General features: G+C 68.4%; 19 protein-coding genes and 5 pseudogenes. 10 read left to right on the forward strand and 14 right to left on the reverse strand.

What is annotated here, in order from left to right; genetic code table 11:
* Positions 1-39: 39 nt before the first annotated feature.
* A complete protein-coding gene (locus tag OG485_RS01495; protein WP_328663636.1) occupies positions 40-789 on the forward strand; it encodes an SDR family oxidoreductase in 750 nt (249 codons plus the stop codon).
* Between the two features lie 190 nt (positions 790-979).
* Here OG485_RS01495 and OG485_RS01500 read toward each other — a convergent pair.
* Positions 980-1825: pseudogene (locus OG485_RS01500) on the reverse strand (transposase); the annotation flags it as partial.
* A gap of 194 nt (positions 1826-2019) precedes the next feature.
* Positions 2020-2589 carry a hypothetical protein gene (locus tag OG485_RS01505; protein WP_328663638.1) on the reverse strand — a complete coding sequence of 190 codons (570 nt, stop codon included), beginning with the start codon at positions 2587-2589 and terminating at the stop codon, positions 2020-2022.
* Between the two features lie 198 nt (positions 2590-2787).
* Between OG485_RS01505 and OG485_RS01510 the strand changes: the two genes are divergently transcribed.
* Positions 2788-3243, forward strand: a complete 456-nt coding sequence (locus OG485_RS01510; RefSeq protein WP_328663640.1) for an SUKH-4 family immunity protein — start codon at positions 2788-2790, stop codon at positions 3241-3243.
* 29 nt (positions 3244-3272) lie between these two features.
* Here OG485_RS01510 and OG485_RS01515 read toward each other — a convergent pair.
* Positions 3273-4393: pseudogene (locus OG485_RS01515) on the reverse strand (IS630 family transposase).
* An 83-nt stretch (positions 4394-4476) separates the two neighbouring features.
* Positions 4477-5013, reverse strand: a complete 537-nt coding sequence (locus OG485_RS01520) for a hypothetical protein (protein WP_328663642.1) — start codon at positions 5011-5013, stop codon at positions 4477-4479.
* Positions 5014-6243: 1230 nt separating this feature from the next.
* Between OG485_RS01520 and OG485_RS01525 the strand changes: the two genes are divergently transcribed.
* From OG485_RS01525 to OG485_RS01535, 3 genes are all read left to right on the forward strand, one after another.
* Positions 6244-6558: a hypothetical protein gene (locus OG485_RS01525; protein WP_328663644.1), complete on the forward strand. Its 315-nt coding sequence runs from the start codon at positions 6244-6246 to the stop codon at positions 6556-6558.
* A gap of 184 nt (positions 6559-6742) precedes the next feature.
* Complete coding sequence (locus OG485_RS01530; RefSeq protein WP_328663645.1) at positions 6743-7561, forward strand: barstar family protein; 819 nt, start codon at positions 6743-6745, stop codon at positions 7559-7561.
* An 803-nt stretch (positions 7562-8364) separates the two neighbouring features.
* Positions 8365-9012 (forward strand): tetratricopeptide repeat protein, encoded by a 648-nt coding sequence (locus tag OG485_RS01535; RefSeq protein WP_328663647.1) that lies wholly within the window; start codon positions 8365-8367, stop codon positions 9010-9012.
* A gap of 22 nt (positions 9013-9034) precedes the next feature.
* On the opposite strand, the pseudogene OG485_RS01540 reads toward OG485_RS01535, so the two are convergent.
* From OG485_RS01540 to OG485_RS01575, 9 genes and pseudogenes are all read right to left on the reverse strand, one after another.
* Positions 9035-9746 (reverse strand): annotated as a pseudogene (locus OG485_RS01540) (IS5 family transposase).
* A gap of 277 nt (positions 9747-10023) precedes the next feature.
* Positions 10024-11043: an NADPH:quinone reductase gene (locus OG485_RS01545; RefSeq protein WP_328663649.1), complete on the reverse strand. Its 1020-nt coding sequence runs from the start codon at positions 11041-11043 to the stop codon at positions 10024-10026.
* Positions 11044-11133: 90 nt separating this feature from the next.
* On the reverse strand, positions 11134-12027 hold the full coding sequence (locus tag OG485_RS01550; protein WP_328663651.1) for an aldo/keto reductase: 894 nt from the start codon (positions 12025-12027) through the stop codon (positions 11134-11136).
* Positions 12024-12581 (reverse strand): TetR/AcrR family transcriptional regulator, encoded by a 558-nt coding sequence (locus OG485_RS01555; protein ID WP_328663653.1) that lies wholly within the window; start codon positions 12579-12581, stop codon positions 12024-12026. The genes OG485_RS01550 and OG485_RS01555 overlap by 4 nt, the downstream gene beginning before the upstream one ends.
* Before the next feature lie 421 nt (positions 12582-13002).
* Positions 13003-13695, reverse strand: coding sequence for a response regulator transcription factor (locus OG485_RS01560; RefSeq protein WP_328663655.1), 693 nt, complete (start codon positions 13693-13695; stop codon positions 13003-13005).
* A gap of 4 nt (positions 13696-13699) precedes the next feature.
* Complete coding sequence (locus OG485_RS01565; protein ID WP_328663658.1) at positions 13700-14929, reverse strand: sensor histidine kinase; 1230 nt, start codon at positions 14927-14929, stop codon at positions 13700-13702.
* A gap of 28 nt (positions 14930-14957) precedes the next feature.
* On the reverse strand, positions 14958-15836 hold the full coding sequence (locus OG485_RS01570; RefSeq protein WP_328663659.1) for a CPBP family intramembrane glutamic endopeptidase: 879 nt from the start codon (positions 15834-15836) through the stop codon (positions 14958-14960).
* 263 nt (positions 15837-16099) lie between these two features.
* Entirely contained in the window at positions 16100-16243 is a 144-nt protein-coding gene (locus OG485_RS43875) for an integrase core domain-containing protein (protein WP_443048892.1), read from the reverse strand.
* Positions 16244-16261: 18 nt separating this feature from the next.
* Positions 16262-16868, reverse strand: a pseudogene (locus tag OG485_RS01575) (IS5 family transposase); the annotation flags it as partial.
* A gap of 137 nt (positions 16869-17005) precedes the next feature.
* Between OG485_RS01575 and OG485_RS01580 the strand changes: the two are divergent.
* Positions 17006-17401 carry a VOC family protein gene (locus OG485_RS01580; protein ID WP_328663662.1) on the forward strand — a complete coding sequence of 132 codons (396 nt, stop codon included), beginning with the start codon at positions 17006-17008 and terminating at the stop codon, positions 17399-17401.
* A 123-nt stretch (positions 17402-17524) separates the two neighbouring features.
* Positions 17525-17680, forward strand: a pseudogene (locus OG485_RS43880) (transposase); the annotation flags it as partial.
* Positions 17681-17937: 257 nt separating this feature from the next.
* On the opposite strand, the gene OG485_RS01590 reads toward OG485_RS43880, so the two are convergent.
* On the reverse strand, positions 17938-18582 hold the full coding sequence (locus OG485_RS01590; RefSeq protein ID WP_328663663.1) for an MBL fold metallo-hydrolase: 645 nt from the start codon (positions 18580-18582) through the stop codon (positions 17938-17940).
* Positions 18583-18772: 190 nt separating this feature from the next.
* Between OG485_RS01590 and OG485_RS01595 the strand changes: the two genes are divergently transcribed.
* The 3 genes from OG485_RS01595 (at position 18773) to OG485_RS01605 (ending at position 22800) form a co-directional block, all read left to right on the forward strand.
* Positions 18773-19198, forward strand: coding sequence for a MarR family winged helix-turn-helix transcriptional regulator (locus tag OG485_RS01595; RefSeq protein ID WP_328663665.1), 426 nt, complete (start codon positions 18773-18775; stop codon positions 19196-19198).
* A gap of 702 nt (positions 19199-19900) precedes the next feature.
* The gene (locus OG485_RS01600; RefSeq protein WP_328663668.1) at positions 19901-20524 is read left to right on the forward strand and encodes an ABC transporter ATP-binding protein; all 624 of its coding nucleotides are present in this window, start codon (positions 19901-19903) and stop codon (positions 20522-20524) included.
* Positions 20521-22800 carry an ABC transporter permease gene (locus OG485_RS01605; RefSeq protein WP_328663670.1) on the forward strand — a complete coding sequence of 760 codons (2280 nt, stop codon included), beginning with the start codon at positions 20521-20523 and terminating at the stop codon, positions 22798-22800. The genes OG485_RS01600 and OG485_RS01605 overlap by 4 nt, the downstream gene beginning before the upstream one ends.
* The last annotated feature ends 395 nt before the right edge of the window (positions 22801-23195 follow it).

The raw sequence follows: 23195 nt of genomic DNA on the forward strand, positions 1-23195 counted from the left end.
CTGTCCGGCCGGGGATCCCATCACCTCGCAAGGATCACCATGAAGACCGTTCTGATCACTGGTACCTCGTCCGGATACGGACGGGAGACAGCCCTCCACTTTCATGCGCAGGGGTGGAACGTCGTCGCCACGATGCGCACCCCGCGTCCGGACGCTCTGCCCTCCTCGGACCGGCTGCGCGTCGTCGCACTCGACGTGACCGAGCCCGAGAGCATCGCCGCCGCGCTCGATGCAGCCGGCCCCGTCGACGTCCTGGTCAACAACGCGGGCCTCCCCTCGATCGGCGTGTTCGAGGGCACCCCCATGACCCGGGTTCGGGAAGTGTTCGAGACCAACACCTTCGGCGTGATGGCAACAACGCAGGCCGTACTCCCCCAGTTCCGCGAGCGCGGCTCCGGCGTGGTGGTCAACGTGACCTCCAGCGTGGTGCTGGGCCACATGCCCCTCTCGGCCGTCTACAAGGCGAGCAAGATGGCCATCGAGGGGTTCACCGCATCCCTCTCGCTCGAACTCGCGCCCTTCGGCGTGCGGGCCAAGACGGTCGAGCCGGGCGCCTGCCTGACGACCAACTTCGCCGCCACGGCGACGCAGGGCGCCCCGCTGGACGAACTGGTCCCGGCGCCCTACGCAGCGTGGGCGGAGAAGGCCATGGGCGACTTCACGGGCCAGGACCTGTTCACCGAGGAAAGCGACGTCGCCGAAGCGGTGTGGCGCGCCGTGCACGACACGACCGGCCAACTCCGGTTCCCTGCCGGCCCCGACGCGGTCTGGCTCGCCCAGGCAAAGTGACGTGGGCGGAGTCCTTGCCACCGGCGAGGCGTTCAGCCCACGCGTACGACGGACCGAGGGCTTCCGGCCGACGGGGCGTTCGCGCGGCTGGTTGCGCCAGCAGCATGTCCATGGAGTGCCTGGCAGCGCTCCCGGTCCTCTGTTCTCCGGGATGACGAGGTATTGGACGATGTTGATGACGATCGTGGTCTCACCCCCCGTCCCGAGGCGAGGGGGGGGGAGGCCTCCGCCGCGGACCCACTGGTCCCCCATCGCGTCGGCCGTCAGCGTCCGAAGGATCTCGGGCCTGTTCGGCGCCCGCTGCATCAACAGGATCACAGGACCCCGCTCCCGTGGCACAGGCGCGTTCCGCCACGCACAGCAGCCGGTCGTCGGCCTCCTGGACGGCGCGGATCAGGCCGCACAGGCCGCCCGCCATGAGGAACTGGGCGAACCGGCCGATGCCGCCGAGGGCAGCGACGCGGATCTGCTCGGTCATCTCGGCGTTGGCCTCCCCCATCCCGCCGGTCCCTGAGCCTCTTTCATCCTCAGCGCAAGGTTCTGGAGGGAGGACGGCTATGACCAGGGCGCTGACCGAGGGTCGCGCTGATTCCGCGATCGTCCAGGAGAGGATGGCGTGGTGGACGCCGTCGCCTCTGAGGCGGCAGTCACGCAGGATCTTCCAGGTCTTCATGCGCGCGAAGACGTGCTCGACACGGGCGCGGACCTGTTTGCGGGAGCGATTGTGCTCGTGCTTCCAGTCGCACAGCTCGCCGTCGGCCGGGCGGCAATGTGGGATGACCAGTCCGGTGCCCGGGTAGCCGCCGTCGGCGATCGTTGTGGTCTTGCCGACAGCCGCCCTGGCACCTGACTCGGCCCAGGCCTTGCAGTCGTTGCGGTTGCCCGGCAACGGGCGTCCGACGACAACGACGAGCCGACTGTCTGCGTCGATGACAACCTGGTGGTTGGTGGAGTACCGATAGTTCTTCGACTGCTGGGCGACGGCATGGTCACGGGTGGGCACGAGGGTGCCATCAACGATGAGCACCGTTCCTGTGCTGAACTGCCGCCTCTGCTTGAGTGGCGTTGACGGTCTGAACTGGCCCCGTTTTTTCGGCTCCAGGTGGCCCCATGTCGTCGTGCTGGGGGTCTGAGTTCCGGCTTGACGCGGCCCCGGCTTCCGGTCTCGCGTGGCCCCAGCCGACGACGGGTTGGCGACCTCCTTCACCCCTCGCCACGAGTCGCACCACGTCAGGTCGTTGACTGACCGTGGAGATACTCCTCGAAAGGCATCGAATCCCATTCAGTATTCGCGCCGTCGCGCGTCACCATGAACAACGGACGCGATCGCAGGACCTGCCCGACGAGTTGCCCGCGCATGACCACCCCGAAATCATCCGGTACTGCAAAGCCCTCGGGCGTGTAGCGAAAGTACCCGTCCACTGCCTCGGCATGCGCGATTGTGTCGCTCTCCAGTCCCGACGGGTCCCTCCCGACCAGCGAGATTCCGTCGTGCCGGACCTGTGGACCGTGGACGGCGTCGGCTGCGATGCAGAACAACCCCACAGCCTGGCTCACGTAGGCCGTGACGGCAGGCGGACAAGGGGCTGCCCTGCGGCGGATCTCGATCTTCCAAGTCGGCGAGAAGATCGCGTGGTGCCGTGCGCAATCGCTGACCTGCGTCTGGCCGAGAAGCTGAGCCGCCTTGACCACTTCGTCGACGGTCATGCCGAACCGGAGCGGTCCGACGCCGACAGCCGGTGCGTAGGACCACTCGTCCCGATCGACGACTGCGGAATCGGCTTCGGTCTTGAACGTCATGATCGCCCCCTGGAGACAGCTGAAATCTTGCCGCCGCCCATCATGTCAATCACCGACCAGCAGCCCGCCGGGTGCCGCCAGGCGCGGGCTACCCCCGTCTGCCAGGGGCCGCAGTGATCTCCAGGCGATCGCTAGTGCTGTGACCGCATAGGTTCACCGGCTTGGTGAAGCGTCGGCGGGGCGGGCTACGTTCTCGGCGTGAACGATGCTGAAGTTGCCTCACTCTTGGCCGGATGCGTTTGCTGCCCGTACCACGGGGTGTGGCAGGCCTCCCCTTTTGCAGAACGCATGGTCGGCGGTGTGCGGTATGCCCTGGTCGCGGTCGACCCAGGGTTGAGCGCACTCGTCCTACAGCGTGACGACGGCTCGCTGTGGTTTCTGCCGGAGGGTGATGTTCCCCGACTGGTGAACTCCAGCGTGGAGGCGTTCGTCGCCTTCAACCGCGCTTATGAGGAGGCCACTGCTGAGGCCGACGCATATGAGGGGCCCGGCGACGGCCTGAGCGAGGACGAGACCGTAGACCTGGTCGAGCAGGCTGGCGACACGCTCACTGAAGCGTTGCTGAAACGATTCGGGGTGCTTGACGCCGAAGCTGTTGCCGATGAGAACTCCTTCTGGCACATCGAGGCTGAGGAACTGGGTTATGGCATGTAGTGACCACGCAGAACACCAGGGCAGGCTGTTCACGCTGCGATTACGAGGACGCGTCCGCCCCAGCGGATGCCCTTCTCACTTCGGATGCGGGCGCGTTCCTTGCGTTCGGCGGCCAGGACGCCCGGGTGGCGGGCGTTGGCGTTGCGCCAGCGGAGATAGGCGTGCAGGGCCCGGGTCTGCATCGTGTGGTTGCGGTGGTGGGAGTTGGCGATGGTGAACTGCCGCAGCGGTCCGAAGTGTGCCTCGATCGGGTTCGCCCACGAGGCGTAGGTCGGGGTGAAGCACAGCTCGACCTTGTGCTTCTTGGCCCAACGCCGGATGTCGGCGCCCTTGTGGGCGGACAGGCTGTCCAGGATCACGTAGATCGGTGCACCGTCGTGCCGTGCGGCACGGATGGACTTCAGGGCGGCCAGCGTGTTCGCGGCGCCCTTTCTGTGGCGGTTGACGCCCCACAGCCGGTCGTCGCCGATCGAGTAGCAGCCGTGAAAATATCGAACGCCGTGGGTGCGGTGGCAGGTCGCCGGCACTCGGTCGGGCTTGGCCTGCTCCGCCCAGCAACTGCCGCCGGTGGGCCGCATTCCCAGCGGGCCGAACTCGTCGAAGGCGAAGACGCGGTCCGGGAAGCGGTCCAGGGCGTGCTCGATGCGGTCCAGTTTGGTGTCGCGCTCAGGGTCGGGAGATTCCTTCCAGGTCTTGGTGCGCTGGAAGGTGATGCCGCGGCGGACGAGCAGGCCGCGTAACGCCTCACGGCTGATACGGATGATCCGGCCGTGGACTTTGTGCAGGTAGGCGACGAGTTTGCGCAGCGACCAGCGGGTGAAGGGCTGGCCGAGCTTGGTGGGGCGGGTGGTGGCCGTCGCCACGACGAAGTCCTCGTCGTCACGGTCGAGCAGGCGGGACGGCCTCCCGCCCATCGAGGGTCCAGACAGGCCAGACCGATCTCGTTGAACCGGTGGATCACATCGCGGACGGTGTCCTCATCGGCCTGCACCAGCTGGGCGATCACCGGCACACGGTTCCTGCCGGCCGATGCCAGCAGCATCATCGCCCGCCGATAGCGCACCGAGTTGGTGCTGCCCCGACGCACGATCTGCTGCAGCTTCTGCCCCTCCTGATCGGTCAGTCTGCGCACCCGGACAGACTCGGCCACCGCACCTCCAGCGATCAGACGGAACGTCGCCGCCCGTCCAACCGCCCCAACCGCCAACCCGGCGAACCTATGCGGTCACAGCACTAGGCCCAGTCCTCGTCGTCGTCAACGGGTTCGGGCTCCCAGTTGTACGCGAGGTCCAGGACGTACCGTTCGGCGACGGGGCAGTTGTTCCATGCTTCGGTGAGCCAGGTGTCGGGGGCGTCATAGGGGAGCTGGGCGAGGGTGGTGTCGTAGTAGTCGCCTGCCGCTTGCCGGTTGGTCCACCAGGCGTGGCCCTCGTAGACGCCCGGGCGGGGAAGGACGACGTCGTCAGGGGCAGGGCCGCGGTCGAGCTGGCCCACCACGAGGATGCCCGTTTCGGACTCGAGGCTGATGTCGACGTGGCCTTCGGCGTCGGCCGGCGGCTTGGGTGGGGTGTCCCAGACGCGGATGGTGATCTGGACGGGCATGTCGGGCTGCAGGCTGAGGAGGTACAGGTGGTAGCCGTTTCCCGCCACCACCTGTACCTCGGCGGCATCCAGGGCGGCGCTGTCGCCGAGAAAGGCGTCAGCGTCGTAGACCTCCAGGACGCGGCGGCCGGGAGTTGCGGTGACGTGATGCTCGGCGAAAAGCGCCATAGCCAGTCGAAGCCTTTCAGCGAGTTCGTGATCTTCACGTAGAAGGGGTCGCCGTTCACTACCCGGTTGAGTGTGTACACCGCGTTGATCTGCTCCCCACCCTTGCGGTTGTCCGGGCCGTCGATCAGCCGGACGGAGAAGCGGTTGTCGCCCTTGATGGAGCCTTCCTCCCGCGTCGAGGAGGGCGACGCGGACTGCAGCGCTGTCCAGGGTGACGCTGGGACCGGACGCATGAGCCGCGTTGCACCTGGTTTTCCGATCCGCTCACCGAAGGCCGTCCCTGTCCAGCGCTCGGCCGCGATGTGGACGCAACCCAGTGCGCATTGCCAGTCGACCACTCACGCCGTCGCTACGGAAACCAGATTCGCCGCCCCTGTCTCCGAAGCCAATTCTGCCCGGCATGACTGCAGTTCGCCGGTTTCTGGGCGATCAGAGTGAGTGCTCGGCGGCAAAGAAGAACGGCCCCTACCGAGGCGGGGGCTGACGCCGCCATTCCAGCCTCGGACAACGCAGCCCCATCACCTACGAAACAGCACTCGCCACAACATCAACCAACCTGGCCCCAGCCGCACAACCCGTGTCCAACATTCCGGGTCAAGGCCCTCGTAGATCCTCCCGCCGGCCGGGGGAGGTAGGCGCCAGTTGGCCGCGCGCCGACGTCAGAGCGCCCCGTAGGGTGGCCTGACGGGGAGATCGTGCAGTGGTCGGACTGGGATATTCCGTGGGCTACGCACACCCCCACGCCCCACCCCCCGCCGGAGTTCCACTTCGACGCGAGTCAGTACGACGCCGAAGTGGCTCGCGCCGAGTCGGACCGCGGGACACCGACGGAATTCGCTGACCTGCGGAAACACTGCCCGTAGCAGGTGGACTTCCCGGACTGGGAGGTAACGGCTCCCAGTGAACTTCCCTACGTCGGCGTGGGCGATTCCCGCAGGTTCCCAGACAGGAAACCTGCGGGACGGCCCTCTGACTCCGGCCTCGGACACCCGTCGCAAACCCTGATCATCTGACCGTCGGTCTCGAGGGCCCGTCCGGGCGGCAGACTGCCCCGAACGGCGGCGCCACCGATGATGCAGCATTGCGATCATGAAATCGTCGTGAGCCACTCATTACATGATCAGACATGCGATGCGTACGCTCTGCGCCGCCACCCTCGCTGCCGCTCCCCTCGCCCTGACCGCAACGCCTGCACAAGCCCTGACGTCATGTACGGTCAACGGCCGCCCTGTGTCCGGAACGACCGTCAGCGGTACCGCCGGCTCCGACCACATCAGCTGCGGCGCCCTGGCCATGGGCGACAGCGTCAACGGATTGGGCGGCAGCGACTACATCGTCATCAACGGCATCGTTGCCGGCACTGTCGACGGCGGCGCCGGTGGCGACTCCATCACGGCCAACGCCGGTACCACGGCGACCGGCAAGATCCTCGGCGGAGCCGACGGCGACTTCATCTCCGTCGGCCCTAACGCCGGCACCGTCGACGGCGGACTCGGGTCGGACTACTGCCGAGTCACTTCTGGTAACCCCCCTATCAACTGCTGACCAGCAGGGGCTCGTCAAGCCAGCCAACTGCGACGCTCGGAGCGGCCGGCAAGCGTGCCACAACACGCGGCGGCCACCTGACCCGCTGCCCCCGCTCGGCGCATTCCGTCACCTCCGGAGCCGCATTTCGTCGGTCCCCCAAGTCGCCGAGCGTCGGTAAGAACAGCGCTCTCATGGGGGTGCGATGCGAACATCGGGGCGAAGCCGCGAGGGACAGAAGTACGCGCTGACCTCGGACGAGGACGACAGCGACTTCTGGGGCTTTGCTCACGAGGCCGAGGGGCTTTTCACGCCCCTGCCCGATGAGGAGGGCGCACGCCGAGTGCACCTTGCAGGTCTCCTCCCGCAGGGTGGCCTACTGAAGAGCGTCGGCCATGTCGGTAGTCGTCGTGCCGTGGCGGGGAACGCCTGGTTCGGCCTCCTCGACGGCGACGGTGTCACCATGGGGTCCTACTTCGTCGGCGAGGTCACCGTCGTCGATGTCCAGCCTTCCGCCCATGGAGTCGGCCTCGTCGACCTCACGGTGACCCTGTGGTGTGAGAACGCCCTGCCCGGTGCGGACAGGGTGTGGGACTTGGTCCGTACCGGTCACCTGAACCGCACCGGAATGTGGCACGAACTCGCACCCGAGGACAGACACGCGTGGCTGTCGGTGGCCCTGTGGTCCCGGCAGTACCAACGCCAGGGAAGGCCCGACGCTCCGGCAGGGCAGGTGCTCACCGTCGACGGTGAGTACATCGTCGACGAGGACAGCTTCTACTGCGCGGTCGGCGAGGCCGTCAATGGGCCTGGTGGATACTTCGGCTGGAACCTGGACGCTCTGGGCGACTGCCTGCGCGGCGGCTGGGGCGCCACCACGCCATTCACCTTGCACTGGGATTCCTCGGCCAAGGCTCGGACGCGGTTGGTAGAGCGCGTGCCCGTCGGCGATCGGGACGTTCCGCTGTTCGACCTGCTCCTGGAGATCTTCGAGGAACGGGGCGTGAGCGTCATCCTTCGATAACGACTGGTCGCCTCCAGGCATCGATCCCGAAAGGTCGTTCGGACTCCTTCGGGCGGAGGCGTGCGGGGATGCCGAGGCGGACAACTGGTCGCTGGGCTCGGCGTTGGGTCTCGTCACGCCTGACGCAGAGGAGAGTGAGGGCGAGGTCAATGCCTTCGATCTCGCCGATCCAGCAGGGCGCGGTCACGCTCAGCCCATGCGATCGAACAGCTCATCCCAGAGCTGGTCGGGGATCGAGCGGGGCGGACGATCGGAGACCTTCCACCGAAGCCAGGCCAGGCCCGGCCCGGCCCACGACCGCCCGCGGCTCCAACAGGCTTCGGTCCGCAGCGCGCTGACGGCCCGTGGCGTGCCTGTCGACGGCAGACGTCGTTTCCTCTGAGATCGCACACTGGGGCCGAACCCGATGTCGGACCGCTGAGGACTCGAGCCCCGCTGGCCGCCCTGGAGTGCTCAGCCGTAGCCCGGTCCCGACCGCGCTCTGCACGGGGCCACGCCACCCGTCGCGCTGGCCGTTCTACATGCCCCTGCATACGCAAAGCCGCACCCGCCGTTCCGGGCACTGCCCGCGTTATCCAGGGTCGTCAGATACCACTAGAGCCTGTTGGGAAAGCCACGGACGGCTGGACTCGGCTGCCCCGGCAAGCCTCCTCTCTGGGAAAGCTGACAGCCAGGGTCGGCGTGCTGGCAGTCCAGCTCGCCGACGACGGGGTCTTGAGGGCCGCCGTTCAAAAATGCCCTCTACCGCCGGGGGTGCGGGATAGCCTCGGCGCTGCCATCGTCCGACGGGGAGAGGTCGAAGTATGCAAGGGCAGGACTGGATCGAACGTGCGGGAGAGCTGTTCGAAGCGGCGATGTTCGGTGGGGACACGGCCGCGCTGGAGCGGTCCGATGACGTGCTGGACGCGGTCGAGGCGCCGCTTTCCATGGCGCGGGGCAAGGTACTGCACGTCCGCTTCCTGAACGACCGCGAGGAGACCAGCCAGGAACTGGTGCTGTTCGAGCGCGCGGCCGAGTTGTACGAGCGTCTGGGGGATGCGTCGGGTGAGGCGGACGCGTTGTTCTGGGTTGGCTGCTGGCATCAGGTGGTCAAGGGCGACGGCGCCACCGGCAGGCCGTACTTCGAGCGGTCGTACGCGCTGGCGAAATCCGTCGACGACCGGATGACGATGTCCTATGCGATTCGCCATCTCGGCTTCGCCGACAAGGACGCAGGCCACTTCGATCAGGCCCGCGAGCGTTTGACCGAATCGGTGGCACTGCGCAGGGAGATCGGCTTCAGGCCCGGGGAGGCGGCCGGGCTGGTGGCGCTGGCCTACCTCGCGGCCGAAACCGGCGACCCATCGGCGGCGTTCCACCACCTCGACGAGGCCCAGTCGGTCGCCGAGAGCTGCGGAGCCAAGGCCGTGTCGGGATGGATCGAGCAAGCCCGCACGCACATCCGCTCCTAGGCTCTGACTGGGGAAGTGCTGGTCACAGCCATTCGTTGAGGACTGCGACCAGCACGGTGGCCTCGTAGCGCACAGCAAGCTTGTCGTACCTGGTAGCCACGGCCGGTTGCGCTTGAGGCGGTTGATCCCGCATTCGACCGCGTGGCGCTCGCGGTAGTCGGTCTTGTCGAACTTCGGCGGCCGGCCGCCTCGGGAGCCGGGCTTCTGGCGGTTGCGGACGCGGTCCGCCAAGACCGGAATGGTCGCCTTGATACCACGTCTGCGCAGGTAGGCGCGGTTGCGTCGGCTGTCGTACGCCTTGTCTGCCCGCACCCGGTCCGGTCGCCTGCGGGGCCGCCCGGGGCCGGTCCGGGGCACCCGGATGGCCTCCAGGACTGGCTCGAACTGCGGTGAATCACCTCGTTGCCCGGCTGTGATCAGCACCGACAGCGGCTTCTGCCCCTGCTCGACGGCGAGGTGAATCTTGGTGGTCAGCCCACCCCGGGAGCGTCCGAGACCGTGGTCGGCCGGTTCGACGGCGAGACCGCCTGGCGGTTCCATTTGCAGGTCCCCTTTTTCGACGCCCCGGCGGCGTGCTGGTGGGCCCTGCACACGGTGGAGTCGACGTTCACGTCCCAGGTGATAGGCCCTTCGCGTCTGCCTCGGCCTGGAGGCGGGTGACCCGGCTTGATGCCCTGCGGCAACAACGGCTCCAGTCGGGCCCACTGGCGGTTTGTCAGATCACCACGTCCCACAGAGCGTGATCATTCACGACCAAGATCCACTTTCGCAACAGGCCCTAGTCGCGTGGGGCACGTGGTCTTCAGCGGACATGCCTCACTGATGTCTATGGGTTCCTCTGGCATGTCGGGGACGTGAGCCAGGCAGGCTGTCCGGGAGGCGATGGGGGGTAGGTCGGAACCTGCCAGCGCCGGTCCGGGGTCGGATCTTCGCGGCGAGCCTGCGGCTGGGGGAGCTGCGGCGTGCCGATTGCGGCTACGCGCAGATGTCGGCACGGCGGCTGGCTATGGGTCAGGACGTGATGTCCACCAGGACTTTGCCGACCGCGCCGCTTTCCACTGCCCGGTGTGCGTCGGCGGTGCGGTGGAGCGGGAGGCGTAGCAGTGGCAGGCCGTGTTCTTCGCCGACCGGCAGGGCGCCGTCGCGGACCGCGGCGGCGACGTCCTCGACAGCCGCGGCGCGTGCCTCCGGGCCGGCCGTGTAGAGCACCAGGAACTGAAGACGGGTGTTGAGCACCATGTTCTGCAGTACGTTCAATTCGACCGGCTTGCCGCCGTCGTTGGCGTAGGTCGCGATCGTGCCGCGCGTCCGCAGCACGGCCAGGTCCAGTGCGAGGTTCGCGCCGAGCGCCACCTCGGCGATGATGTCGACGCCGTCCGGGGCGATCTTGCGGATCTCGGTGGCCGGGTCGCCTTCGCGGTAGTTGATCGCGTGGTGGGCGCCGGCGGCGGTGGCCAGCCGGGCCTTCTCCGGGCCGCTGACCGTGCTGATCACGGTGGCGCCGGCCCAGCGGGCGAGCTGGATCACGGCGTGCCCGACCGCCCCGGCCCCGCCCGCGGCGAGCACGACCTGGTCGTCGAGCGCCCCGGGATGGAGACGGCCAGGCCCGTCCTCGGCGACGGTGAGCGCGCGATGAGCGGTCAGCGCGGGGACGCCGAGTGAGGCACCGAGATCGAAGCCGGCATCGTCGGGCAGCGGCACGGCCCGCTCGGCGGGTACGACGGTGTACTCGGCGGCGGTGCCGGTGGGCCGCCCGGCGGCGGCCATGTACAGCCAGACCCGCTGGCCGGCCCGGCTCTGATCGACCCCCTCGCCCACGGCGTCGATCACGCCGGCACCGTCCAGGTGCGGGGTGACCTCGGCGAACAGCCTGGCATGGGCGACGCCTGAGCGGGCTTGCCAGTCGGTCGGGTTGACTCCGGACACGGCGACCCGGACACGGACCTCGCCGGGGCCAGGCACGGGCAGGTCGCGGTCGACCAGCTGAAGAACCTCGGGGCCGCCGCTGTCGCGGTAGATGATGGCTTTCATGATCTGTCCTCAGGTCCTTGGCGGATATGGGCTGTGCGCCGTGGCCGGGTGCCCGGGCTGCGGCCGCGAGCCGGGCCCGGGTGGTTCCGGTCAGCCGATGGGGACTTCGTTGGAGCGGGACTCGATGGCATCGAGGGTGGCGAGGCTCGCGGCGTCGAAGGTGATCTCGCCGACCGCGATGTTGGCCTCCAGGTGGGCGGCGTTGGCGGTGCCGGGGATGAGCAGCACGTTCGGGGCGTGGTGCAGCAGCCAGGCGAGGGCGACCTGGGAGGGTGTGACGCCCAGGGACTCGGCCACGGCGTGCACCGCCGGCTCGTCGGTTGCTTTGGGCAGGCTCGGGAAGGCCCCGCCGAGCGGGAAGAACGGCACCCAGGCGATGCCCTCGGCCGCGCAAAGCCGCAGCATGTCCTCGTCGTCGCGGGAGACGACGCTGTAGGCGTTCTGGACGCAGACGACGCCGGCGGGCAGGGCGCGGCGCAGGCCGTCAAGGGTGACGCCGCTCAGGCCGATCGCGCCGATCTTGCCCTCGTCGCGCAGGGCGGTCATCACCGCGAGCTGGTCGTCGAGATCGACGACTTGATCGCCGTCAGGGCGCAGGCCGGGGCCGGAGTCGAGGCGGCGCAGGTTGACCACCGGGAGCTGGTCGGTGCCGAGGCTTCGCAGGTTGTCCTCGACGCTGGCGCGCAGCTGTTCGGGCCGCTGCGCCAGACGCAGCGGCAGCGGCCCGCCCGGGTCGGGATCGGCACCGACCTTCGTGACGACCAGGACGCCGTCCTCGGGGCGCAGCGCCTCGCGGATCACGTCGTTGGCGAAACCGAAGCCATAGAACTCGGCGGTGTCCACGTGGTCGACGCCCAGTTCGACCGCGCGGCGCAGCAGCGCGACGGCGTCGCTGCGACGGTCGTGCAGGCGCTCGAGCTGCAAGGCGCCGTAGCCGATCCGGAAAACGGTGCGGGCGGCTAACGAAGCGGTCGCGGTGGTCATGACGCTGTCTCCTCGGTCGGTGATCGCAAGGCGGTGTGCAGCAGTTCGGCCAGGTAGAGCGCCATCACCCGGTCGGCAATCGGGATGACCTGCTCCAGGGCCTCGGCCGGGTCGAGGTGCGCGACCTTGACCAGGTGGGCCATGACGCAGTCGTGCACCATGGCACGCATCCGGTCGATCGTGTCGACGACGATGCCGCGGATGGCCGGGTTGGTGGTCGCCTCGCCCCAGGTCTGCACGCCGACGCGGGCCTCGGCGGGGTCGATCGCGGCGATCAGGCGGGCGAGCAGTTCGTCGGGGTCGGGCGGGGTGTCGCTCGCGGCGTAGCCGCCGAGGGCTTCGGCGCGCTTGGTGAGCACCGCGTGGGCGGAAGCCTGGACCACGTCGGCCTTGCTGCGGTAATGGGCGTAGATCGAGCCGTTCGAAAGGCCGGACTCGGCCGTGATGTCGGCGATCGAGGTCCGCTCCAGGCCGTTGCGACTGAAGCAGCGTACGGCGGCCTCGGTGATCTGGGCGCGCCGAAGTTCCTTGCGTGCGTCGGTAAGCCGCGGCACTGCACCCTCCAGCAAAAGGAATCGCTGCTCTGCTTGCAGCTCCCACCATACAGAGTCGCCGCTCTGTTTAGCTTGAGGTGGGTCACGGGCGGACAAGCCCGGCCGTGGACGATGAAGCGGATGGCGAGGTCGCGGCCAGGAGCCCCGGCCGCGGCGGGGGCATGGGCGGCTGTACAAGGACCCGACCCCGACGGACGTCTGAACGCGGAGGCCGTACGCCCGCTGATGGCTCTGGGACTGACCCTGCATCCTTCGGGCGGGGGCGCGCCGCTGACGTGCTTCAGCGGCTGCATCCTGCGTATCTACGGGGACAGAGCCCGCCTTCGCTGCTGACCTGCACTGTTCGAATCTGTCCGGCTGGGCGCCGGCAGAGGGCATCCGAGGCATGTCCCGGGCCGGGCGCAGCAGGGTCGGCCCCCAGTCAGTCGGCCGCCGGGATCAGCCCGACCCGGTAGGCGAGGACGACCGCCTGGACCCGGTCGCGCAGGCCGAGTTTGGCCAGGATCCGCGAAACGTAGGTCTTGACCGTCTCGGGGGTGATGAACAGCGCCGTGGCGATCTCCGCGTTCGACAGCCCCTCGGCGATCTGCCGGAGCACGTCGAGCTCGCGGGGGGTCAGCGCGCGTACGAGGTCTTCCCTGGCCTGCCGGGAGGTGTCGGCCGGCCGCAGGTGTCCGGCGAAGTGACCTATGAGGTCGCGGGTGACGGCGGGCGCCAGCAGGGCCTCGCCCCGGGCGACCGTACGGATCCCGTTCACCAGCTCCGCGGGAGGCGCGTCCTTGAGGAGGAAGCCGCTGGCTCCGGCCCGCAGCGCGTCGTAGACGTAGGCATCGACGTTGAACGTGGTGACGACCAGCACCTTCGGCGGGAACTGGGCATCGGGACCGGCCAGTTGCCGGGTCGCCTGGATGCCGTCGAGCAGAGGCATCCGGATGTCCATCACCACCACGTCGGGCCGCAGCCGCCGTGCGGCTTCCACTGCCGCGTGCCCGTTCTCGGCCTCCCCGACGACCTCGATGTCGGGCTGCGCGGAGAAGATGGTGACGTAGCCGGTCCGCACCAGTTCCTGGTCGTCGCAGACGAGTACACGGACGGTTTGCGGCGCATCGCTCACGGGGTCACTCCTGAACGGGCTTGGACGGAATCGTTGCGCGGACCTCGAACCCGCCCTCGGGCCGGGGTCCGGCCTCCAGTTCACCATCGAGCATCCCCACCCGTGCACGCAGCCCGGCCAGGCCTCGTCCGCCCGCCGGGCCAGGCTTCCGCGGGACCGGTACGGTCGCCGGGGAGGCGGCGGGTGCGTCGGTCGTCACCTTGATCTCGACGTGCTCCTCGCGGTGCCGGACCAGGACGTGTGCCATCTGCCCGGACGCGTGTTTCATCGCGTTGGTGAGCGCCTCCTGCACCACACGGTACGCGGCCAGCTCCACGTCCACGGACCGCGCCAGCCGCTCGCCCTGCTCGCTGAACTCGACCGACTGACCCGACCTGCGGGCCTGTTCGACCAGATCGACCACCCGGCCCAGGGTCGGGGCCCGGTCCGCACGCGCCGGGTCGGCGAACGCGGACTCACCGGTCGCCTCCAGCACACCGAGCAGGTACCGCAGCTCCGTCAGAGCCCGACGACCGGTGTCGCTGACGGCCGCCAGTCCCTCCCCGGCCCGTTCCGGCGCGGAGGTGAGCAGGAACTGCGCCGCGTCGGACTGGACCACCATGGCCGTCACGTGGTGGGTGACCACGTCGTGCAGTTCGCGGGCGATCCGTGCCCGCTCGGCAGCCGTGGCCACCTCGGCGGCCAGCCGCCGCCGCTCCGCTTCTTCCCCTCGCCGCATACGCACGGCACTCCCCACCAGCCAGATCGCGGCCAGAGTCAGATAGAACGCGAGATAGTCCGGGATTTCCTGTGGTGAGCCGAGGTGGTGCAGGACGACGGCCAGTACGGCGTAGGCCGCACTCGCCGCGACCCTCACAGCCCGGCGGAGGCCGACCTGATGGGCCCCGGCGGAGTACAGGGCGAGATACAGTCCCACACTCCCGAACGTCGTCGCGAAGCCCAGTGACTGGTGCATGGCGAACGCGCCTGCGACGACGGCCAGACAGGCTGCGGGCCACCGGCGGCGGGCTGCCAGCGGCAGGGTCTGAGCCAGGGTCAGCCCGATGCCCAGTGCGTTCGCCGGCCGCTCGGGCAGATCGCCGATCTGCCCTCCGATGTTCGACAGGGTCGGCACGAAGGCCAGCAGGGTGAGTACCAGAGCAAGGACGCCGTCCTTGACGGAGGCGTCCCGCTCGTTCCACCAGTCAAGTGGTGCCCGGAACAGCGGGGGACTCCAGAGCGCCTGACGGGACATCACTTCCGTTTCCTCCAGTCGGCCTGTCTCAGTGCCGGGCCCGCCGCCGGGGCAGCAGTCGGCCGTTCCGGTGGGCGAGGACGGCCATAGGGACGGTGATCAGTACGCCGAGGACGATGGGCACGATCGACGTCTCCAGGCCGAAGCCGTCGCCGGTCAGCAGGGTGGAGCCATGGACGTCGACGGTGTACAGAGCCTCGGGGGTGTGCCCGGAGACCGGAACGCCGAGCAGCTGCTCGACAGTGTTCCAGGCGAAGTGCAGACCCACGACGAACCAGATGCTACGCCGCCACAGGAACGCGGCACCGAGCATGACGCCCGCCTCGAGAGCGATCGCCACCAGGCTCCGCCCACTGGCACCCGGAGCCCCCAGGTGGGCGACGCCGAAGAACAAAGCGGTGATCGCGACGGCGACCCGGCTGCCCCACAACTGCTCCAGAGCCTGCAGGGCGAGACCGCGGAATAGCAGCTCCTCGGTGACCGCGGCGCCGATCTGCACCATGACCGCGGACCACACGACCGACACGAAGCCGTTGCCCGCCCAGGAGAACGAGTAGCCCCCGAGAGCCGTGATCAGGAGTGCGGACACGAGGATGAAGCCCAGACCGATCCCGCCGCCGAGCAATACCTCACGGCCGGCCCCGCGCCGGGCGATCTCCGGCGTGGAACGTCGTGCGACGAAACGCATGACCGCCCAGTACACGGCCACCGCGGCAGCCGCTCCCAGCGCCGGCACCGGACCGGGGCCCGTCGCGGTCAGGCCCGAGACGAGACCGACACCGACCATGCCCGTCAGCATCCAGCCGAGCGGAGATCGAACGATCCGGCCGAAACGGCCGCCCCGGCCGTCGCCCTCTTCGTCCGGGCCGGAGCCTGTGTCGTGCGGTGCGGTGGACGTCGTGTCCATCGTGGCCTCCCCCTGTGGTGGTGGTCGCACCCGTGGCGACCTGACAACCACGCTAGGGACGCGCCGACGTCCGCGAGTCACCCCCACATGGACAATCCCTGTAGCTCGCAAGGGGGATGCGCCGTCCCTGAGGCGCCCCCCGGAGTGTGGACACGAGGCTCATGCTGAGAGTGTGAGTTCACTTTCTCGCCGGTGCCGTTGTTCGAACCCGGCTGGCAAGAGGTAGTTGAGGGCACTGTGACGCCGTGGGGAGTCGTAGTAGGTCAGCCACTGAAAATCACCAGCCTTGCCTGACGCATCGTTGAGAACAGCCTCCGGTACATCGTCTCCCTCATGAGTCCCTGCCAGAACGACTCGGCAAGCGCGTTGTCATAGCTCGAGCAGACCCGGCCCATGCTCCTGCGGATCCCTGACCGATGGTTTCAGAATGAGGTTCGGAGTCGTCTCAAACAGATGACGCTCCGCTCGACGACCCAGCGGGTCTTCCCAGTCCGGATCCGTGCGCGGTCCCTTTCCGGGCGAACTTCGGTGTGATGCCGCGGGCCCGGAGCAGACGGCGGTACTTGTCGTAGCCGCGGTCGGCGAACAGCCGGCCCGGCCGGTGACGCGGCCGCCCGCGCACCCCGCGAATGCGGGGGATCGCGTCCAGCAGGGGCATCAGCTGCGTGACATCGTGACGATTCCCGCCGGTCAGCGAGACGGCCAAGGGAGTGCCGTACCTGTCGACGATCACGTGGTGCTTGCTGCCGGGCCGGGCCCGGTCGACCGGCGAAGATCCGGCGTGAGCCCCCCTTTCAGCACCCGGACGTGCGAGCCGTCGATCGCCGCGTCGTCCATGTCCAGCAGGACCGCGGCCCGCAACCCGGCCGGCAGCACCTCGTGCAGCCGCGGCCAGACGCCCGCTTCGGTCCAGTCCCGCAGACGCCGCCAGGCCGTCACCCCGCTGCAGCCCACCTGCTCCGCGGGAACGTCCCGCCAGCTCACGCTCTTGCACAGCACATGGACGATGCCACGCAGCGCAGCCCGGTCATCAGGCACAAGATCAGCAGGCACCCAACACATCGTGCCGACACAGCACCCAACTACCAAGCCCCACAACCCACTTCATTTGAAACGATCAGTCAGGGCCTGTCTCGAAGTCGGGTGTGAACTTGTGGCAAGATCGCGGGATGCTGCGACTCACCGATTTCATTATCGACTGCCCGGACACGATGAAGCTGGCGGCTTTCTACTCCGAGGTGACGGGCCGTCCGATCAAGGAAGGCAGCTCCGAGGACTGGGCCGGCATCCAGTTCGGCGAGATCGAGCTGGCATTCATCCGGGTGGACGACTACCGCGCTCCGCAGTGGCCCGACAGCGAGCACCCCAAGCAGTTCCACCTCGACTTCGAAGTGGACGAGATCGAGTCCGAGCAGCGCCGCGTCCTCGGCCTCGGCGCGACGCTAAAACAAGATTTCATCGGCCCCAACGGCTACGGCTGGCAGATCTACACCGACCCGGTCGGCCACCCCTTCTGCCTGTGCCGCAACAAGGGCGTCATCTGGACCGACCAGGGCCCGATCTGACCCAAGCGCGACTGACTGATCGTTTCAAAATGGGTTGAGCTGCGGGTCTCGCACTCGTCGATCTTGGTCGGCAGGGTGTCCAGGGTGCGTGCTGATCTTGTTCCTGACGACCTGTGGGAGCGGGTGGCCCCGTTGCTGCCGCCTGCTCCCGAGCGGCGCCGTCGCCGCCCCGGACGGCTGCGGGTTCCCGACCGGGTGACACTCACTGGTGTGATGCATGTGCTGCGGACTGGTGTCGCATGGCGTGATGTCCCCGCGGAGACGGTGGGCTGCTCCGGGGTGACGGCCTGGCGCCGGCTGCGGGATTGGACCGAGGCTGGCGTGTGGCCGCGCCTGCATGCTGCCCTGCTGGCCGAGCTGCGCCGTGCCGACCTGCCGGACCTGGATGACTGCTCCGTGGACGGGTCGCACGTCCGGGCTCCGGGGGGATCATGTCGGCTCCGAGTGCCGCAAGTGACTCCGGCCGCGGTGAGGGTGTCACCGGGCGGATCGTCGCGAAACGCATGTCCGCTCCCTGGGCTCCGGGGTCCGGGGTCTTACAACTGGACGGTGGTGCCGGACTGGAGGAGGTCGATCGGGGTGCCGGTCAGACCCTTCTCGCCGAGAAGATTGGCGGTGGATTGCTGGCCGAGGTCGCTGAGCATGAGTTCGTGGATCTGGATGATGCGCTCGGGCTTGACCGTGCGGACGTAGTCGGCGGCTTCACCGAGCTTTGTCCATGGGCCGCTGGTCGGCAGCAAGAGGGTGCGTACGGGAGCGTCGGGCGCGAAGTAGGCGTCGCCGGGATGGTAGACGGTTCCGTCATCGAGGAGGTAGCCGACGTTGTCGGGGCACGGGATGTCGGCGTGGATCAGCGCGTGGTGGTGGCCGTGGACGGTGGCGGTGATGGAACCGACGCTGAAGGTGTCGCCCGCGGCGACGGCGTGAACGCGGCCACCATGGCTACCGAGGGTGGCGGCGACAGCGGCTGTGCCGTAGACCTGCAGCCCGGGCTGGGCTTCGAGAGCAGCGGCTACGAGCTTTTCGTCGAAGTGGTCGAAGTGTTCGTGGGTGATCAGGACGGCGTGAGCCTGGGTGACAGCTTCCGCTGCCTCCGGGGTGAAGGTGCCGGGGTCGATGACCAGGCGGGTGTCGCCCTTCTCGAGCGTGACACAGGCGTGGGCGTGCTTGGTGAGTTTCACAGGGGGCCCTCTCTGACCCGAGGAATATCTACAATCAAACTGTACACATCAGCTGTAGATTTCGGAATCACTCGCACCCTCCGACCGTGCGCGACCCCGCGGCCTTTTATTCAGCCCAGTTGTTCAGTCCGGCACATTAGCCAACCAAGGTGTACAGTTCGGTGATAAACATGCGTAGGGTGGCGGCGCTATGGACAACGATCAACTGGCCGAAGAGCTCCGCCTGACCGTCGGACAGCTCGTACGCACCGTGCGCACCGCCGACAAGATGCCCCCCGGCGAGGCTGCCGTCCTGGGCTACCTGGACCGCAGCGGCCCGCTGACCACCGCCGATATCGCACAACAGCGGGGAGTCAGCCACCAGTCAGCCGCCAAGGCGGTCAAAGAACTCCTCGCCCAGGACCTTGTACACGCCGAGGCTCACCCCAGTGACGGGCGCAAACTCTTGCTCAACCTCACAGCGGCGGGAAGCAGCCGTCTGGCCGAGGAGCGCCGAAGGCGTGCAGACTGGCTCGGCACCGCGATCAACGATGCCCTCGACCCTGAAGAGCGGGAGGCGCTCGCGGCGGCGCTGCCCCTACTGTCACGCCTGACCGCACACTTGAAGGCCAAGTAGACCCGACCCTCCGGGATTCCCCCCTGCAGGGCAACCCCATCCCTCCCGGTCCAGCAGGCGCAGCGGTTCAGTGAGGTTCGCCCAATGCGCAACGGAGAAGCCGCACTTGCGCACGGCTCCCCCATGGCCATGGCAGCGCATGGGAGGGGCAAAGGCATCATAAAAAAACGCCCGCCATCAGGCCGGACAGACGGGACAAGATCCAACACATCGTCACGATCCCGCCAATTGGTCGATGTTAGTTTTCATACCGCTCTGACTGACCATCAGAGTCGTACAACAGAAAACAAACGGGAGAAAAAAGATGCGCAAGTAGGCAGTAGGCGCCCTCGCGGCCGGCCTCTTCGCCATGGGGGCGGGCACAGCGTTCACCGCCTCGTGGCACGACATTCCGACACTGTCGACCGGCGGTGCGAAGTTCCACCACGGCGAGCAGGGGCAGACCGTTCCGCTGAACTACTCCAACCGGGCACCCTCGCAGCGCTGCACCGACGACGCGTACATCCGCGTCTGCCGTGACAAGGGTTCGTTCAACCCGGACAACTGCTCGCCTACCAAGCAACTACCAGCGGTAAGCAAAAGCACACCGCCAAGTACCGGGCCCAGGCTGACCTCCTGGGCCCGGTCGCTTCTTTGGGGGAAGCCATCAGTACGTCAGAAGTCCTTTCCGCCAAGGGCGTCGATCTTTCCTACGGCAAGCACATGGCTGTCAGCGACGCCCACATCTCGATCTCCCGGGGGGAGGTCACCTCCATCACCGGACAGAGCGGTTCGGGGAAGTCATCGCTGCTGTACTGCCTCGCGGGGGTGCTGCCTCCCGCGCGCGGGCAGGTCCGGTTCGAGGGGGAGTCGCTCGGCGATCTCACCGACGACGAGATCAGTACGCTGCGCCGTGAACGCTTCGGTTTCGTCTTCCAGTACGGCGAACTGCTCCCCGAGCTGACCATCGAGGAGAACACCGCCCTGCCCCTACGCCTGGCCGGGCAGCGCAAGCGTCCCGCGTTCGCGGCCGCCGGTGAAGTCCTCGCCCGGCTCGGACTCGGCGAGCTGCGCGAGCGCCGCCCGTCGCAGGTGTCGGGTGGTCAGTGCCAACGCGTCGCCGTCGCACGGGCCCTGGTCCACCGCCCGGCCGTCGTGTTCGCCGACGAGCCGACCGGGTCCCTGGACAGCGCCAACGCATCCGCCGTACTGAAGGAGTTCCTCGGCCTGGCGCGCTCACAGGGCACGGCCGTCATCCTGGTCACCCATGACCCCGCCGTCGCCGCGCAGGCCGACACCCACTACACGATGTCCGACGGAATCCTCGCTCACCGGGGGGCGGCGTGAGGGAGTTCCAGCTCGGTCTGCGCCTGCTGTTCGGCTCCGGTCGCGGCAACCGCATACGTTTCTTCCTCATGGCGGCCGGCGGCTCCCTCGGGGTCTGCTGCCTCGCTCTCGTCCTCACCGTCCCGCAGATCCTCGACGCACACGACGGCCGGGCCGCCGCACGGCAACCGCAGACCACTTCCGCGCGGCCCGCGGGTTCCACCCTGCTGCTCCAGCGCACCGACCCCTACGGCTCGAAGGCGTTCACCCGGGTGTTCGTCGCCAAGGGGATCAAGAACGCCGACAACGCCCCGCCAGGGCTGAAGGAACTCCCGGACCCGGGCGAGGTGTTCGTCTCTCCTCGCGTACACGACCTGCTGCGTGACCGACCCGCCGTCAAGGGACTCCTGCCAGGTCACGAGAAGGGTCTGATCGGCGCGACCGGACTCGCCCACCCCGACGAACTGTTCGCCTACATCGGTACGACACACGGCCAGATCGCCGGCGAGGGCCGCGCCTTGAAGGGATGGGGATACAGCTACGCGCCCTTCCCCGCCGTCGAGCCCTCGACCCTGACGTACATCCGTTTCGCCCTGGGCTCACTGGTCCTGCTCCCCCTCGGCATCTTCCTCTCCGTCTGTGCCCGGCTCTCCGCCGCCAGCCGGAACCGCCGCCTCGCCTCCCTGCGTCTGCTGGGCCTGAGCACCAGGGGAACCCAGCGGGTCAACGCCGCCGAAACCGTGATGGCGGCCCTGCTCGGCGCGGTTCTCGGCCTCGGCGAGTACTGGGTCCTCAACCAGGTGATGACCCGGACCGGACTTCCCGGTCTGAGGTGGTATCCGGCCGATGGCGAGCTGTGCGCGACGACCGTCGCCGTCTGTCTGATCGGCTCCCCGCTCCTCGCCTGGTTCGTCGGCCGGGCCAGCGCACGCGATGCCGCCGCCAATCCACTGGCCGTACGCCGCACCGCCACCCCCAAGCGGCCCGCCAAGCGGGGCGGCCTGCTCCTCGTGACCGGCCTCGGCATCGTCGTCGGCTACTGCGCCACCGGCTTCACCGACCACCCCGCCAACAGCCTCGGCCCGAACGCGCTCCTGATGCCGGCGGGCATTCTGCTGACAGGTCTGGGGCTGGTGCTGACGCTGCCCCTGATCTCCTACTCCCTTGCCCTGCGGCTGGCGCGAACCACCCAGTCCCTCACCCTGAACCTGGCGATGCGCCGCAACGAGGTCGAGCCGGGCAGCACCATGCGGGTCGTCACCGGCCTCGTGCTCCTCGTCTTCTCCGCCTCCCTGGCCCAGGGCGTCCTGATCCAGCTCGAGCAGGTCACCCGGCCGTCCTCTCCCGTGCAGGACTACTCCATCCCTCTGTCATCGCTCACGGCTCGGCAACAGCACGATCTCGCCGCCCTGCCGGGGGTACGCGCGCACGCTGTGACGATGGAGTCCTGGACCGACCCCAATGGTTCCGCCGACCAGCCCTGGGCCAGTGCCGTCGTCGCCACCTGCGGCCAACTGTCCAAGCTGGTGAGGCACTCCGAGGGATGCGTCGACGGCAAGGTGATGCGGCTCAGTGACCCGAACGCGGGCACCGGCCAGGGGGCGCACCCTGGTGACACCCTCCCCTTCCGCAACCCGAAGGGCGGTCCCGGCAAGACCCTGACCATCGAACTTCCGCACGACACCATCGCCTACAGCGCGTACGACCCGTCGGCGGTACACGGAGCGGACGTGCTCGTCCCGCCGTCGGCGCTGTCCGCCACGGCCCGCCCGAAGGAAGCGCGGTACGTCCTCACCAGCAGCTCCGACCACGACGAGGTCCGCAGGGTCCTCGACGGTGTCGCCGCTGTCGCCCCGACCATCGAAGTCGAACCCATAGGCGTGAACATCGAGGGCCTCCAGCAGATCGCCGTCCTCGAGACCCTGCTCGCCGTCGGCATGATCATGGGTCTGGTCATCGGGACCGCGGCCTTCGTCGTCTCGGCGACCGACCGGGCGGTGGAGCGGCGCGCACAGGTCACCGCCATCACGCTGATCGGAGCACGGGCCCGGACGATGCGAGCCGTGCAGTGCGTACAGGTCGTGCTCCCCCTGAGCATCGGGCTCGCACTGGCGCTCGTGACGGGCAAGTTCGCCGAGTCCTGCTACCTGGTCACCGGGGGCAGCGAGATCTACTGGGACTTCGCCGGCGTCCCGTTGCTCGCGCTCGCGGCAGCGGGCGTCGCGGCCGTTTCCGCCGTCGGCACACTCCCGCTCGTGGGACGGCGCATCGACCCGGAACTGATCCGGCGCGACTGACCACAGCGCCTGACCGCTCATGGTCCGTCGGCTCGGCCCGGATCGTCACAGCACGGCGTGCCGCCGGGGAAACGGGCGTGCCGTACAGCGGAGAGCTCACGCCTGGGCAGACGTGGCCGGGCAGGAGTTCGTCCCGGGACCCGGACACCGAGGACGACGAGGATTGACGGCGAGCACACCCGACCGACCTGGCATCTCGTCGCGGACCCGGGGGGCCTGGCATCGGACTTGTTGCAAGGCCTTCGCGGCAGGCATCACAAGAAGACCGGTGCACTCTCCTGGGCGGGGTCCTTGGATGCCAGGTGACCTGGACCGCCGGCCGGGGCGACGGCACGCAGCGCCGCTTCGACCCGGCGGGGTTTCCGGCCTGTGCATAAGTGCGAGGCCCGGGGACC

This window comes from Streptomyces sp. NBC_00328, from assembly GCF_036139655.1.
Lineage (GTDB): Bacteria > Actinomycetota > Actinomycetes > Streptomycetales > Streptomycetaceae > Streptomyces.